Source organism: Streptomyces sp. NBC_00083 (assembly GCF_026343295.1).
Lineage (GTDB): Bacteria > Actinomycetota > Actinomycetes > Streptomycetales > Streptomycetaceae > Streptomyces.
The window spans coordinates 190,964-204,790 of record NZ_JAPELY010000005.1; the positions used below are offsets into that span (position 1 = coordinate 190,964).

Here is a 13,827-nt window from a genome sequence, read left to right on the forward strand (position 1 = left end):
CCACGTTGAAGATCTCCGGTGTCGAACTGCGCCGGATCGCGATGCCGCTCGTCGCCCCGTTCCGTACCTCCTTCGGCGTGGAGACCAGCCGCGACGTCCTGCTCGTCCGCGTCGTCACCGAGGACGGCGAGGGGTGGGCCGAGTGCGCCGCCATGTCCGAGCCGCGCTACTGCTCCGAGTACGTCGACGGCGCCCAGGACGTGCTGCGCAAGTTCCTCGTCCCGGCGCTGCCCAAGAACGGGGTGGACGCCGCCTCCGTGGGCCGCGCGCTCGAACCCTTCACCGGGCACCACATGGCCAAGTCCGCCCTGGAGAGCGCCGTCCTCGATGCCCAGCTCCGCGCCACGGGCGACTCGTTCGGCTCCTACCTGGGCGCGGCGCGCGACCGGGTGCCGTGCGGGGTGTCCGTCGGCATCATGGACTCCATCCCCGAGCTCCTCGACGCCGTTGAGGGCTATGTCGCCGAGGGCTACGTCCGCATCAAGCTGAAGATCGAGCCCGGCTGGGACGTCGAGCCCGTCCGCGCGGTACGCGAGCGCTTCGGCGACGACCTGCTGCTCCAGGTCGACGCCAACGCCGCCTACACCCTGGTGGACGCCCAGCACCTCGCCAAGCTCGACGACTTCGGCCTCCTGCTCATCGAACAGCCCCTGGCCAACGACGACTTCGTGCAGCACGCCCAGCTCGCGCGGCTGCTGCGGACGCCGATCTGCCTGGACGAGTCCATCGAGTCGGCGGCGCACGCCGCGGCGGCCATCTCCCTCGGCTCGTGCTCGGTCATCAACATCAAGCCGGCCCGTGTCGGCGGGTACCTGGAGGCCCGCCGCATCCACGACCTCGCCCGCGCCCACGGCATCCCCGTCTGGTGCGGCGGCATGCTGGAGACCGGCATCGGGCGCGCCGCCAACGTCGCGCTCGCCGCGCTGCCCGGGTTCACGCTGCCCGGCGACACCTCGGGCTCGCGCCGCTACTTCGCCACCGACATCACCGAGCCGTTCGTCCTGGTCGACGGCCACCTCACCGTCCCGACGGGGCCGGGCCTCGGTGTCGAGCCGCTCCCCGACCTCCTCAAGGAGGTCACCACGTCGACGGAGTGGCTCGCCCTGTGACACCTGCCGCGGGGGCGGGCGCCGCCGTCCGCCCCGTGGCTGCGAGCCGCATCGCCGCATGAGGATGGCGTATGCGACGCCTTGCCGAGCGGGCGCGCCCAGGACCGCTAGCGTGGACCGTGTTGCAGGCCAAAGCCTGACAAACCGGAACCATCTACGTGAGGCGTTTTCCCATGAGCCTGAGCATCCGCAACCAGATCGCCGGCACCGTCACCTCCGTCACCGCGGGCGAGGTCATGGCGACCGTCAAGGTGCGCCTCGACGGCGGCCAGGACATCACCGCCGCGATCACCCTTGAGGCCGTCAAGGAGCTGGGTCTCGCCGAGGGCTCCGCGGTCAGGACGCTCATCAAGTCGACCGAGGTGTCCCTGGCCACCGGGCCGGTCGAGGGCCTGTCCATCCGCAACCAGATCCCCGGCACCGTCGCCGACGTCGCCACCGGCGGCGCGATGGCTTCGGTCAAGGTCGATGTCGAGGGCGGGGAGCTGACGGCCGCGATCACCAAGGACGCGGTGGCCGACCTCTCCCTGACGGCCGGCACGTCCGTCGTCGCGCTGATCAAGTCCACGGAAATCTCCCTCGCGATCTGAGGACGGTGCTTCCGGGTGAACGTCCACGGCGGTGTGGTGTGCCGAGGACGTGGCGAGGGGAGCCGCTGGGTGACGATGCGGGCCGTATGTGTCGCTCCGGCGACGCGGATGACGACGCAGAGGGGTGCCATTGTCCACCGAGGAGAACAAGAGGCTGATTCGCCGGTTCTACCGGGAGATCGACGAGGGCGACGTGGAGGCGATGGCCGATCTCGTGGCCGAGAGCTACCAGGATCACTCACCGCCGGCCTTTCCGGGGCTCGCACCCGGCCGCGAGGGACTCAAGCAGGTGTTCCACCTGTTCTCGGAAGCCGCGCCCGGCGGGACCCATACGATCGAGGACCAGGTCGCGGAGGGCGACAAAGTCGTGACGCGGCTGACGGCCCGTGGTGTGCACGAGGGGGACCTCCCGGGCATCCCCGCCACTGGCAGGCCGGTCACGATGACGGCGACGGTGATTCACCGCATCGAGAACGGCAAGCTCGCCGAAAAGTGGTCGGACAGGGACCTCTTCGGCTTCCTTCAGCAGCTGGGCGCCATCCCGACACCCGGTGGGACGTCGGGATAGTCCTGGGCGACGCCGCGCCGGCGCGTCACATCACGACAGGGTCCCTGGGGCTCCGCCCCAGGCCCTGTTCGCGCCCGAAAGGCGGTCGTCCGCACAGGCCGGACGGGCGGAGGCGGCCCCCGTGGGCCGGGGCCGAACGGGCGGACAGGCTGAAGATGCCACTGCCGGCCGCCCTGCCGAGGGCCGGGTGAAACCGGGCTGAAACCGGGCTGAATTCGCTTGGCCGCACGCTCTGCGGCATGACGACAACGACCTCGGAACTCGCGATCTCAGCCACCGGGCTGCGCAAGGCCTACGGCGACAAGACCGTCCTCGACGGGATCGACCTGCACGTACCGGCCGGCACCGTCTTCTCGCTCCTCGGACCCAACGGCGCGGGCAAGACCACCGCCGTGCAGATCCTCTCCACCCTGATCGGCGCCGACGCCGGTGACCTCAGGGTCGCCGGGCACGACCTGGCCACCGACGGCCAGGCGGTCCGCGCCGCGATCGGCGTCACCGGGCAGTTCTCGGCCGTCGACAACCTGATCACCGGCGAGGAGAACATGCTCCTCATGGCGGACCTGCACCACCTGCCCCGGCGCGAGGGCCGCCGGATCGCCGCCGAACTCCTCGAACGCTTCGACCTGACGGAGGCCGCGAAGAAGCCCGCCTCCACCTACTCCGGCGGCATGCGCCGACGCCTCGACATCGCGATGACCCTGGTCGGCAGCCCCCGGATCATCTTCCTCGACGAGCCCACCACCGGCCTCGACCCGCGCAGCCGGCACACCATGTGGAACATCATCCGCGGCCTCGTCGCGGGCGGCGTCACCGTCTTCCTCACCACCCAGTACCTCGACGAGGCCGATGAACTCGCCGACCGCATCGCCGTGTTGAACGGCGGCAAGCTCGTGGCCCAGGGCACCGCGAGCGAACTGAAGCGGCTCGTGCCCGGCGGCCACGTCCGGCTCCGCTTCACCGACCCGGCGACGTACGAGAACGCGGCGTCCGGGCTGCGCGAGGCGACCCGCGACGACGAGTCGCTCTCCCTGCAGATCCCGAGCGGCGGCAGCCAGCGCGAGCTGCGCGCCATCCTCGACTGGCTGGACGCCGCCGGTATCGAGGCCGACGAGCTGACCGTGCACACCCCCGACCTCGACGACGTCTTCTTCGCCCTCACCGCCCACCCCCTCACCACCGCCGCCCCGGCCGACGCCACCCAGAAGGAGACCGTCCGATGAGTTCCCTCTCCCTCGCCCTGCGCGACTCCTCGACCATGCTGCGCCGCAACCTGCTGCACGCCCGGCGCTACCCCTCGCTCACCCTGAACCTGCTGCTCACGCCGATCATGCTGCTGCTGCTCTTCGTCTACATCTTCGGCTCCACCATGAGCATGGGCATCGGCGCGGGCGGCCCCGACCGGGCCAAGTACATCGCCTACATCGTGCCCGGCCTGCTCCTGATGACCATCGGCTCCACCGTGGTCGGCACCGCGATCTCCGTCTCCAACGACATGACCGAGGGCATCATCGCCCGGTTCCGCACCATGGCGATCCACCGCGGCTCAGTGATCATCGGGCATGTCATCGGCAGCGTCCTCCAGTCGATCCTGAGCGTGGTCCTCGTCGGCGCCGTCGGCGTGGCCATCGGCTTCCGCTCCACCGACGCCACCGTCGTCGAATGGTTCGCGGCGTTCGGACTGCTCGTGCTCTTCGCCCTCTCCCTCACCTGGATCGCCGTCGGCATGGGCCTGATCAGCCCGAACGCCGAGGCCGCCAGCAACAACGCGATGCCGCTGATCCTGCTGCCGCTGCTGTCCAGCGCGTTCGTGCCGCTGCACTCCATGCCGGGCTGGTTCCAGCCGATCGCCCAGTACCAGCCGTTCACCCCGGCCATCGAGACCCTGCGCGGGCTGCTGCTCGGCACGGAGATCGGCGACAACGGCTGGCTCGCCATCGGCTGGGCCGTCGGCCTCACCCTCCTCGGCTACTTCTGGTCGAAGGCCAAGTTCAACCGCGACCCGCAGCGCTGATGCCGCGCAGCACCAGCGCCGCGGCCCCCTCCAGCTCGTCGCGCCCCAGGGCGGCGTACTCCGACACCGCGTCGGCGTACGCCGCCCCGTCGGCGTCCTCGGCGCACTGCCGGGCCCCGGCCGCGGACATCGTCGGGAAGTCCCGGTGCACCCGCATCCGCTCCGCGAGCGCGAGCAGCCGTACGCCCGCACGCCCGCCCCGCGCCAGCTCGGCGAGACCGAGGGCGAGCAGCATGGTGCCGGAGACCGGAAGCTCCGCGGGGCTGCCCTCGCCGGGCGAACGGACCAGCAACTCCTGTGCGCTGCAGAGGAGTTCGGCGGACAGCTCCGCCACCAGCTCCAGGCGCCCGTGGCGGGCGTGCGCGGCCACGGCCGTCGCCTGGATCTGCATCGACCAGGTGCCCACGAACGGATCGTCGGGGTAGAGCGCGTCGGCGTCCCGCAGCTGCGCCACCGCCTTGCGCCACAGCCCGAGCCCCACCTCGGTCAGCCCCCGCAGCAACGCGATCTCCGCGCGCGAGCCGAGCTCCGCGCTGAACACCTGGGCCGGCTCCGGTGCCTGTTCGAGCGCGGCCAGCTCCAGCCAGCGCTCCGCCTCGTCGATCTCGCCGCGTTGCAGACAGGCCAGGACCAGCGCCCACCGCAGCCCCGCCGAGTCGTACCAGCCCGCCGCGTCCGACCAGTCGCCGCTCCGCTCCAGGACGTTCAGCGCAGCCATCAGATGGCGGTACGCCTCCTCGCCCCGCTCGGTCTGCAGGCACAGCTCGCTGATCCGGCCGTGGCCGAGCATCGCGGTGGCCGGATTGCCCAGCCCGGTCAGGGCGTCCAGGCCCCGGCGGGCCGATTCCAGGGCGCGGTCCACGTCACGCTCGTACTCCCACACATAGCTCGCGAAGCACTCCGCGACCCCCGCGAGCAGCGGCGTCGGCGACGCGCACAGCTCGTGCAGCCGCGCGTAGTGCGGCGGATGCACCTCGGGCAGGGCGCGCAGCACCGCGTCGAGGGCCCGCATCAGGGTGTCCGGCTCGGCGGGCGGAAGCCGGCGCAGGGTCACCAACTGCCGTACGGCGTGCGGCCCGTAGCCCATGAAGAGGCTGAGCGTGCACACCACGGCGGCACTGCGGGCGGGCTCGACGTCGTCGGGGCCCGGCCGGAAGTGCGAGAGCGGTCCCGCGGTGTCGGCGGCGAGGCCGGTCAGCCGGCTGTAGTTGGAGTCGGTGGCCCACAGCGAGGCGAGGACCGCGGTCAGGCCGGCGAGGGTGGGGCCGTCGTCGCGGGTGAGGGCGTGGCGCAGCGCGAGGGAGAGGTTGTCCTGCTCCGCGCGGGTCAGTTCCCAGGACCGCAGCGAGTCGGGGCTGAACAGGGTGTCGTGGTGGGCCCGGCCGAAGTCCCGCGCCCAGGCGAGGAAGGCGTCGACGACGGCCTCCTCCTGCCCGGCCTCCGCGCGGCGGGCCGCGCTGAACTCGCGGACCGTCTCCAGCATGTGGAAACGCACCCCGGTCGTCGTGTCGGCCGCCTTGATCAGCGACTGGTCGGCGAGCTGTTCGAGGAGGAACAGCGCGTCGTCGCCGAGTACGCGCTCGGCGGCCTGCTCCCGGAAGCCGCCGGGGAACACCGACAGGACGCGCAGCGCCGCCTGCGCCTCGGGTTCGAGCAGGTTCCAGCTCCACTCGACGACCGCGCGCAGGGTGCGGTGGCGCTCCGGCACATCGCGGCCGCCGCCGCGCAGCAGCGCGAACCGGTCGCCCAGGCGCCGGGCGATCTCCGGCACGGACAGCACCCGTACGCGCGCCGCGGCCAGCTCCACCGCGAGCGGAAGACCGTCGAGCTGACGGCACAGCTCCTGCACGGCCCGCTCGTCGAGCTCGGCGTCGGGACGCGCGGCCCTGGCGCGCTGGCGGAACAGTTCGGTGGTCGAGGCGAGGCCGAGCTCCGGCAGCGCGTACACCGACTCCGAGGTGAGACCCAGCGGCGCCCGGCTGGTGGCGAGCACCCGCAGCTCCCTGGAGCGCGACACCAGGGCCCGTACGAGTTCGGCGGCGCCGCGGATGACGTGCTCGCAGTTGTCGAGGACGAGCAGCGCGGGACCCGTGCCGAGCGCGCCGACGATGCCCGCGACGATCCCGGCGTGCCCCGGCAGCCCGCGGGCGGGACCCGCGCCGAGCACCGAGGCCACCTCCGCGGCCACGTCGTCGTCGGCGGTGACACCGGCCAGCGGGACGAAGTGCACCACCCGCTGCTCCGCCTCGCGGCCCACGGCGTGGGCGAGCCGCGTCTTGCCGAGCCCGCCGGGCCCGACGACCGTGGCGACCCGCGCGGTCCGCAACAGCCGGGTCAGGGCGGCGACATCGGCGTCCCGGCCGAGCAGCGGATTGGGCTCGTGCAGCACACCGTGCCGCACCAGCGGCGCCTCCCCGCGCAGCAACTCCTGGTGTACGGAGGTGAGTTCGCCGCCGGGGTCGGCGCCGAGATCGTCGCGCAGGGCACGCCGGTAGGTGTCGAACCGGGTGAGCGCGGCGGCGGGGCCGGTGGTGGCCGCCTCGCAGCGCAGCAGCTCCGCGAGCACCTCCTCGTCCCGGGGCAGCTCGCGGGCGAGGCGGACCAGGGGGCGCAGCGCGTCGGCGCGTCGCCCGAGCCGGGCCAGCGCGAGCGCCCTCGACCGGTCGAGGGCGGCGTGCGCCGCGGTGCGCGCCAGGCGCAGCGCCGCGACCGGATCGTGCAGGTCCTCGCCGGCGGCGGCGTCCACGGCCCCGTCCCACAGCGCGAGCCCGGCCTCCGCCTCGGCGAGCGCCTCCTCGTGCTCACCGGCCACGGCCCGCGCCTCGCTCGCCGCCGCGTGCAACAGCAGTGCGGAGCTGTCGACTTCGTGGTCGGCGAGGGCGAGGCGGTAGCCGGCCGGGGTGCTGGCGATGACGTCGGGGCCGAGCTGCGCCCGCACCCGCGACACCAGCACCTGCACCGCCTTGCCGGGCCGCTCCGGCAACTCCCCGGTCCACAGCCCCTCCACGAGCCGGCCGGTACTGCATCCGGCCCGCAGGTCTTCGGCGAGCAGCGCGAGGAGGCCGCGCAGGCGCGGCGCGGTCACTTCCTGGCCCCGGTAGGCGACGCGCGTCAGCAAGGTCAACTCGGTGGTCACCCGTGCAGCGTAGTCAGCGCGGCGCCCCGCGGACCCGGGTGGTCAAAAATATCTGTCTCCGCCGTGAGAGAAATCGAAGCGACGCCCTGGAAGGATTTCTTGTGCGACCGGCGGAAAGGAATTATTTACCGTGCGCTCACGGTACGTCGTGCTAGGGTCGATATCAGTTGCAGTTGTGGTTCCCAAAACTTCGGGCGACCGTGTCGGCCTCCGTGCCGCCGGATGCTCTTTTGTATGTCCCGAGCATTTGTTCTCCGGGCGGGGTAATCATCGCAGTGACGCGGAGCCCGCACGGTGTGGGTTCCGGGAAATGCCCCGAAGGAGATTGACATGGCTGCCGGTACCGTGAAGTGGTTCAACGCAGAAAAGGGCTTCGGCTTCATCGAGCAGGAGGGTGGCGGCCCGGACGTGTTCGCCCACTACTCGAACATTGCCGCCCAGGGCTTCCGCGAGCTTCTGGAAGGCCAGAAGGTGAACTTCGACATCGCGCAGGGCCAGAAGGGCCCGACGGCCGAGAACATCGTTCCCGCCTGACGCGACGCGCACTTCCGAGCCGGGGCCCGCACCTTGGGGTGCGAGCCCCGGCTCGTCGCATTTCCGGCGCCGCGCGCCGCAAGCATTACGCTCCGGAATACGCCACCGGGAAGCCCGATGCGCCCACCGCTTGCCCTTCGCCGCGTACCGCATATCTCGATATCGGATACGTCCCGTCGCGGTACATCCATCGGCTCACCCGCATTCGAGGCTTTCTCCGCCCCGCGCCCCTTTCCCCGGGAATTCCATTCCTTTCGCTCCCTGTGAGGCATCATGCGCTGCGTCATCGCCCGCTTCCCGTTCGATCTCACCAAGAGCGGGGTGGTGGCCTCCATGAAGGGCATCAAGCCCGAGCCCATCGTGGGTGAGTCCGTCCTCATCGGCCGCCGTCACTACCCGGTGAAGCAGGTGGGCGAGGTCGTGACCCGCCAGGACCGCCGCGACTTCAGCGCGCAGGAGGTGACCCGGGCGATGACCCGCCTCGGCTTCACCTGCCAGGCGCTGCCCGAGGCGGAGCCGGCGCGCGCGATGACCCCGCTGGAGACGGCGTCCGCGCTGCTCGGCGTGTCCGCGCTGGCCTAGCGCCCGGCCACACCGCACCGCACCGCGCCCAGGGCCCCGCCGACACACCGGCGGGGCCCTTCGCCATGTGCCGCCCCGCCGTGCCCGCGCGATGGTGTTGAATTCCCCGGGGTCTCGGTGCGCGGTGCCGTGCGGTGTCCGGGCCTCTCGACGCGTTGCACAAAGAGGTGACATGACAGCGGACAGCCCCCTGAGCGGCCGACTGGACGACGACGACTACCCCGCCTACACGATGGGCCGGGCCGCCGAACTGATCGGCGCGAGCCCGGCGTTCCTGCGGGCGCTGGGTGAGGCGCGGCTGATCGCGCCGCTGCGGTCGGAGGGGGGCCACCGGCGGTACTCGCGCTACCAGTTGCGGATCGCGGCGCGGGCCCGGGAGCTCGTCGACCAGGGCACGCCGGTCGAGGCGGCGTGCCGCATCGTGATCCTGGAGGACCAGCTGGAGGAGGCGCAGCGGCTCAACGCCCAGTACCGCGCGGAATCCCCCCACCCGGAGTAGGCCCCCTTGGCAGGGCGCCCGGCATCAGCATCCCCAGCCACCCCGCCTTCGGCTACGGACCGTGCCCGCGTCCCGCGCAGTTCCCCGCGCCCCCAGGTGGGTCGGCCTTTGGCAGCATGCCCACCCCAGGACACCCCGCCTTCGTCTGCGGACCGTGCTCGCGTCCCGCGCAGTTCCCCGCGCCCCTGGGTGGGCCGGCCTGGGCGGCATGCCCAGCAGAGGCCACCTCAGCCCGTCCGGCGATTGAGGACGAGCGCCGTTCAGGCGCGAACCGGGGTCTGGGGCGGAGCCCCAGGCAACCCCGCCCTCGGGTGCGGACCGTGCCCGCTTCTCGCGCAGTTCCCCGCGCCCCCAGGTGGGGCGACCTGGGCGGCATGCCCAGCAGAGGCCACCTCAGCCCGTCCGGCGATTGAGGACGAGCGCCCTTAAGGCGCGAACGGGGTCTGGGGCGGAGCCCCAGGCAACCCCGCTTTCGGGTGCGGACCGTGCCCGCGTCTCGCGCAGTTCCCCGCGCCCCTGGGTGGGCCGGCCTTGGCGGCATGCCCAGTGCAGGCCACCCCAGCCCGTCCGGCGATTGAGGACGAGCGCCCTTAAGGCGCGACACGGGGTCTGGGGCAGAGCCCCAGGCAACCCCGCCTTCGGCTGCGGCACATCCTCAGCCCGTCCGGTGTCAGCGGAGGTGGGGGGATGCGGCCTCGCTTCGGGCCCAGAGGGAGCGGACGTGGCCGAGATGCCGCGTCATGCACTTCTCGGCCGCCCTGGCCTCCCCCGCGAGCATGAGGTCGAGCAGCTCGATGTGCTCCTCCGCGGAGGGGATCAGCTCGTCGCGCTGGTCGAGCGCGGTCAGACCGTACAGGCGCGAGCGCTTGCGCAGGTCACCCACGGTCTCCACCAGACGCTCGTTCCCGGACAGCGCGAGCAGCGAGAGGTGGAAGCGGCGGTCGGCCTCCAGGTAGCCGATGAGGTCGTGGTCGCGGGCGGCGCGCACGATCTCCTCGGCGACCGGCCGCAGCGCCTCCAGGTCGGCGCGGTCCGCGCTGCGGGTGATCCGGCCGATCATGGGGACCTCGATCAGCGCCCGGATCTCGGTGTACTGGTCGAGGTCGCGCTCGTTGACCTCGGTGACCCGGAACCCCTTGTTGCGTACGGGCTCCACCAGGCCCTCCCGCGCGAGGTCGAGCATCGCCTCGCGCACGGGGGTCGCGGAGATGCCGAAGTCCTCGGCGAGGCCGGGCGCCGAGTAGACCTGGCCGGGGCGCAGTTCACCGGAGATCAACGCCGCGCGCAGGGCATGGGCCACCTGGTCGCGCAGCCGCTCGGTGGTGGTGATGACCTTGCTCTGCTTCAGGTGCCCCATGGTGTTCCTCCGTACCGAGCGGAGCACCAGAGTACAATGTCACGTTGCTTTTCCGACCGGCCGCGATGCGCACGGTTACGCGCTCCCACCGGCGCTCCCACCGGCGCCGTCACCCCCCGCCGCGCCTCCCCGGGCCGCCCCGTCCGCCGGTGCGAGGGCGGCCAGCGCCCCGAGCGGTACCGGCGCCCCCAACGGCCGTCGCTCGGCCGGAGGTTTGGCCCCGCCCGCGAGGCAGGACACGGCCGTGCCGCACGTCCGCCCCTGGCACCATCCCATGCCGGCCCGGGTGAGCAGCTTCACCGTACGGGCGTCACGGGCGCCGTACTCCTCGACGGCCTCGCGGATCCCGCCCGCGCTCACCTCCTCGCAGCGGCACACCTCGGTGTCGTCGCGCAGCCAGTCCGGCCAGCCGGGTCCGGGCGCGTGCGCGGCCGCCATGGCCTCGCCGAACCGGCGAAGACGGCCCCGGCGGTTCCGCAACTGCCGTACGCGGCCTCCCGGCCCGGGATGCCGCCCGAGCCGCGCCGCGATGGCCATGGCCGCCAACTCGCCTTCCACACACGCCAGTTGTGCCCCACCGACCCCGCCGGGCTCGCCCGCAGCCCACACGCCCCGTACGGACGTCTCCTGACGGCGGTCGAGGGCCAGCGCGAGCGTGCCGTCGGGCGTGCGGCGGGTCGCACAGCCGAGGGTGGTGCCCAGGTCGATCGCCGGGACCAGGCCGTGGCCGACGGCCAGCGCGTCGCAGGCGATCTCGCGTTCCGTGCCCGGCACCGGGCGCCAGCGCGGGTCGAGCCGGGCCACGGTGACCGCCTCGACGCGCTCGGCGCCGTGCACCGCGGTCACCGCGCTGCGCGTGCGCAGCGCCACCCGGTGGCGCAGGAGCGCCGCGCCGTGCACCGCGGCCTCGGCGAGCTTGTGCGGGTTGGCGACGAGCGCGCCGGGCCGGCGGGCGTAGCCGAGGTAGCCGGCCGCCTCGATCACGGCCGGGACGTCCGCGCCGGCCGTGACGAGCGAGGAGGCGACGGCCAGGAGCAGCGGCCCGCTGCCCGCGACGACGACCCGCTTGCCGGGCAGCACGAGCCCCGCCTTGAGCATGGCCTGCGCGCCACCGGCCCCGACGACCCCCGGCAACGTCCAGCCGGGGAAGGGGAGTTGGCGTTCGTACGCGCCGGTCGCCAGCAGCACGGCGCGCGCCCGCACCCGTACCGGCCGCTCCTCGTCGCCATCGGCACCGGTGACGGCGTGCACGGTCCACGCGGTGGCGTCGTGGCGCTCGACGGCCCATACGTGGTGGCGCGCGAGGTGGGTGACACCGCCGGCCGCCAGCCGCTCGCGCAGCACGGCGAAGGCGTCCCAGTCGTGGTGCAGCGCCTCGGGCCGGCCGGCGCGGAGGGCGGCGGCGGGCTGCCGGTAGAACTGCCCGCCGACCCGTTCGGCAAGGTCCAACAGGGCGACTCGCAGACCGAGTTCGGACGCGGTGACTGCTCCCGCGAGGCCGGCGGGACCGCCCCCGATCACGACGAGGTCGTACGCCTCCGGCTCGGCGGAGCCTGCCGCCCCCGTCTCAGACGCCATGTCCCGCACGCCCGTCCCCCTCCTGTGTGGTGATCTCGTCGCCGGCCGCCACGGGCACCAGGCAGGCCCGGCGGTTGGGCGTGCCGTTGACTGTCGCGAGGCAGTCGTAGCACTGGCCGATCCCGCAGAAGGCTCCCCGGGGGCGGCCCCCGACGCGCGTGGTGCGCCAGGAGAGGATCCCCGCCGCCCACAGCGCCGCGGCGACGGACTGGCCGGGCAGCGCGGGCACGGCACGGCCGTCGACCGTGATCTCCAGCGCCGGCCCCGGCCGGGCCCCGGCCAGCTCCCTAGGACTTCGCCGCACAGACCTCTCCTTCCCTCGACCCCCACCGACCCATCGACCCCCGGGGGCTCCGCCCCAGACCCCGGGAGGCCCCACCCCGCCCCTTCCCGAAACCCTCCGGGGGTGGGAGACGGGCTGAGGTAGAGACCCCTGGGGCTCCGCCCCAGACCCCGTTCGCGCCTGAAGGGCGTTCGTCCTCGATCTCCCCCAAGGCCTTGAGGGCCACGGGGGACCCCCATGACGGGCTGAAGATGCCGCCCGGCATCGAGGAGTCAGGGGCGCGGGGAAGTGCGCGGGTGGGCCTGCGCTGTGCTCGAAGGCCGGGCGGGCTGCGTCAGCGCCGCGCATCGAAGCGTCCCGGGTCGAACGCCCCCGCGTATGCGGGCAGTTGCGCGCCGAACAGGCTCTCCGCGACGAGCCACCCCGTCGCCGGGGCCAGCCCGATCCCCGCCCCCTCGTGGCCGCACGCGTGCGACAGGCCCGGCACCCGCGGATCGGCGCCGATCGCCGGAAGGTGGTCCGGCAGATAGGGGCGGAACCCCGCATACGTACGCAGCACCCGTACCCCGGCCAGGACCGGGAAGAGCGCGCTCGCGCCCGCCGCGAGGCGGCTCACCGCGTCGACGGACAGGGTGCGGTCGAAGCCGACCCGCTCGCGGCTCGCCCCGATGAGGACGGGCCCGGCCGGGGTGCCCTCGACCACGGGGGAGGTCTGGAGCGCGGCGGAGTCGCTGGCCACGTCGGCCACGTAGTCCGCCGCGTACACCTTGTGCCGCACCACGCGCGGCAGCGGCTCGGTGACGAGCACGAAGCCGCGCCGGGGCAGCACCGGCAGGAACGCGCCCGCCAGCCGGGCCAGTTCGCCGCCCCAGGTGCCGGCCGCGTTGACCACGTTCGGCGCGTACAGCACCTCGGTGGAGGTCCGCACCCCGCGCACCGCGCCGTCGGCGCCGGTGAGCAGGGCGGTGACCTCGTGGCCGAGCCGGACCTCGGCGCCCGAGGCGCGCAGCAGATGGGCGGCGGCGAGCGCGGGCATGACCTGGGCGTCCTGCGGATAGTGGAAGCCCCCCGCGAGACCCGGCGCCAGATGCGGCTCCAGGTCGTGCAGCCGGTCGCCCGCGACCTCGTGCGTGGTGACGCCCGCCTTGGTCTGGCCCGCCGCGAACTCCCGCAGCGCGGCCATCCCCGCCCCGTCACGGGCGACGACGAGACCGCCCTTGGGCTCGTACTCGATCCGCGACGGGAGCAGCCCAACAAGCTCCTGCCACAACTGGGTGGAGAGCAGGGCGAGTTCGAGCTCGGGGCCGGGCTCCTTGTCGGAGACCAGGAGGTTCCCCTCCCCCGACCCCGTGGTTCCGCCGGCCACCGGGCCCCGGTCGAGCACGGTGACCCGCAGACCGGCGCGGGTCGCGTAGTAGGCGCAGGCGGCCCCCACGACCCCCGCGCCCACCACGATGACATCCGCGGTGTTTCTCATGGATCTCATGGGCACGTCAGTAATATTTCACATGGCACCGTCGCTGCCAAGGGGCGTACCCGGCCGGGTACGCGCTCCCCGGGTACGTCCCCGGGTACGC

At 73.2% G+C, this 13,827-nt stretch carries 13 protein-coding genes; 8 read left to right on the forward strand and 5 right to left on the reverse strand.

Annotation, left to right across the window (positions count from 1 at the left end; all coding sequences use genetic code 11):
* Positions 1 to 5: 5 nt before the first annotated feature.
* The 5 genes from menC to OOJ98_RS33530 all read left to right on the forward strand — a co-directional run bounded on the left by menC (position 6) and on the right by OOJ98_RS33530 (position 4,281).
* Entirely contained in the window at positions 6 to 1,109 is a 1,104-nt protein-coding gene (gene menC, locus OOJ98_RS33510) for an o-succinylbenzoate synthase (protein WP_267059094.1), read from the forward strand.
* A gap of 173 nt (positions 1,110 to 1,282) precedes the next feature.
* Entirely contained in the window at positions 1,283 to 1,699 is a 417-nt protein-coding gene (locus OOJ98_RS33515; protein ID WP_267058900.1) for a molybdopterin-binding protein, read from the forward strand.
* Positions 1,700 to 1,829: 130 nt separating this feature from the next.
* Positions 1,830 to 2,267 (forward strand): ester cyclase, encoded by a 438-nt coding sequence (locus OOJ98_RS33520; RefSeq protein WP_267058901.1) that lies wholly within the window; start codon positions 1,830 to 1,832, stop codon positions 2,265 to 2,267.
* A 239-nt stretch (positions 2,268 to 2,506) separates the two neighbouring features.
* Positions 2,507 to 3,490, forward strand: coding sequence for an ATP-binding cassette domain-containing protein (locus OOJ98_RS33525; RefSeq protein WP_267058902.1), 984 nt, complete (start codon positions 2,507 to 2,509; stop codon positions 3,488 to 3,490).
* The gene (locus OOJ98_RS33530; RefSeq protein WP_267058903.1) at positions 3,487 to 4,281 is read left to right on the forward strand and encodes an ABC transporter permease; all 795 of its coding nucleotides are present in this window, start codon (positions 3,487 to 3,489) and stop codon (positions 4,279 to 4,281) included. Before OOJ98_RS33525 ends, OOJ98_RS33530 begins: the two co-directional genes overlap by 4 nt.
* Here OOJ98_RS33530 and OOJ98_RS33535 read toward each other — a convergent pair.
* Complete coding sequence (locus OOJ98_RS33535; RefSeq protein WP_267058904.1) at positions 4,259 to 7,417, reverse strand: BTAD domain-containing putative transcriptional regulator; 3,159 nt, start codon at positions 7,415 to 7,417, stop codon at positions 4,259 to 4,261. The genes OOJ98_RS33530 and OOJ98_RS33535 overlap by 23 nt on opposite strands.
* A 330-nt stretch (positions 7,418 to 7,747) precedes the next feature.
* Here OOJ98_RS33535 and OOJ98_RS33540 point away from each other — a divergent pair, with 330 nt between their 5' ends.
* The 3 genes from OOJ98_RS33540 to OOJ98_RS33550 all read left to right on the forward strand — a co-directional run bounded on the left by OOJ98_RS33540 (position 7,748) and on the right by OOJ98_RS33550 (position 9,032).
* Entirely contained in the window at positions 7,748 to 7,951 is a 204-nt protein-coding gene (locus tag OOJ98_RS33540) for a cold-shock protein (RefSeq protein ID WP_267058905.1), read from the forward strand.
* Between the two features lie 273 nt (positions 7,952 to 8,224).
* Positions 8,225 to 8,533: an SCO5918 family protein gene (locus tag OOJ98_RS33545; protein WP_267058906.1), complete on the forward strand. Its 309-nt coding sequence runs from the start codon at positions 8,225 to 8,227 to the stop codon at positions 8,531 to 8,533.
* Positions 8,534 to 8,705: 172 nt separating this feature from the next.
* Entirely contained in the window at positions 8,706 to 9,032 is a 327-nt protein-coding gene (locus tag OOJ98_RS33550; RefSeq protein WP_267058907.1) for a MerR family transcriptional regulator, read from the forward strand.
* A gap of 670 nt (positions 9,033 to 9,702) precedes the next feature.
* On the opposite strand, the gene OOJ98_RS33555 is transcribed toward OOJ98_RS33550, so the two are convergent.
* The 4 genes from OOJ98_RS33555 to OOJ98_RS33570 form a co-directional block, all read right to left on the reverse strand.
* Positions 9,703 to 10,389, reverse strand: coding sequence for a GntR family transcriptional regulator (locus OOJ98_RS33555; RefSeq protein ID WP_267058908.1), 687 nt, complete (start codon positions 10,387 to 10,389; stop codon positions 9,703 to 9,705).
* Positions 10,390 to 10,464: 75 nt separating this feature from the next.
* The gene (locus tag OOJ98_RS33560) at positions 10,465 to 11,967 is read right to left on the reverse strand and encodes an NAD(P)/FAD-dependent oxidoreductase (protein WP_267058909.1); all 1,503 of its coding nucleotides are present in this window, start codon (positions 11,965 to 11,967) and stop codon (positions 10,465 to 10,467) included.
* The gene (locus tag OOJ98_RS33565; protein WP_267058910.1) at positions 11,957 to 12,271 is read right to left on the reverse strand and encodes a (2Fe-2S)-binding protein; all 315 of its coding nucleotides are present in this window, start codon (positions 12,269 to 12,271) and stop codon (positions 11,957 to 11,959) included. The genes OOJ98_RS33560 and OOJ98_RS33565 overlap by 11 nt, the downstream gene beginning before the upstream one ends.
* 313 nt (positions 12,272 to 12,584) lie before the next feature.
* The gene (locus OOJ98_RS33570; RefSeq protein ID WP_267058911.1) at positions 12,585 to 13,736 is read right to left on the reverse strand and encodes an FAD-binding oxidoreductase; all 1,152 of its coding nucleotides are present in this window, start codon (positions 13,734 to 13,736) and stop codon (positions 12,585 to 12,587) included.
* Positions 13,737 to 13,827 lie beyond the last annotated feature (91 nt).

What these genes read in the sequence shown, in the direction of transcription:
- OOJ98_RS33515 (WP_267058900.1), top strand. Translation starts at nt 1,283, where the DNA reads ATGAGCCTGAGCATCCGCAACCAGATCGCCGGCACCGTCACCTCCGTC.
- OOJ98_RS33525 (WP_267058902.1), top strand. Translation starts at nt 2,507, where the DNA reads ATGACGACAACGACCTCGGAACTCGCGATCTCAGCCACCGGGCTGCGC.
- OOJ98_RS33530 (WP_267058903.1), top strand. Translation starts at nt 3,487, where the DNA reads ATGAGTTCCCTCTCCCTCGCCCTGCGCGACTCCTCGACCATGCTGCGC.
- OOJ98_RS33540 (WP_267058905.1), top strand. Translation starts at nt 7,748, where the DNA reads ATGGCTGCCGGTACCGTGAAGTGGTTCAACGCAGAAAAGGGCTTCGGC.
- OOJ98_RS33545 (WP_267058906.1), top strand. Translation starts at nt 8,225, where the DNA reads ATGCGCTGCGTCATCGCCCGCTTCCCGTTCGATCTCACCAAGAGCGGG.
- OOJ98_RS33550 (WP_267058907.1), top strand. Translation starts at nt 8,706, where the DNA reads ATGACAGCGGACAGCCCCCTGAGCGGCCGACTGGACGACGACGACTAC.
- OOJ98_RS33555 (WP_267058908.1), bottom strand. Translation starts at nt 10,389, where the DNA reads ATGGGGCACCTGAAGCAGAGCAAGGTCATCACCACCACCGAGCGGCTG.
- OOJ98_RS33560 (WP_267058909.1), bottom strand. Translation starts at nt 11,967, where the DNA reads ATGGCGTCTGAGACGGGGGCGGCAGGCTCCGCCGAGCCGGAGGCGTAC.
- OOJ98_RS33570 (WP_267058911.1), bottom strand. Translation starts at nt 13,736, where the DNA reads ATGAGATCCATGAGAAACACCGCGGATGTCATCGTGGTGGGCGCGGGG.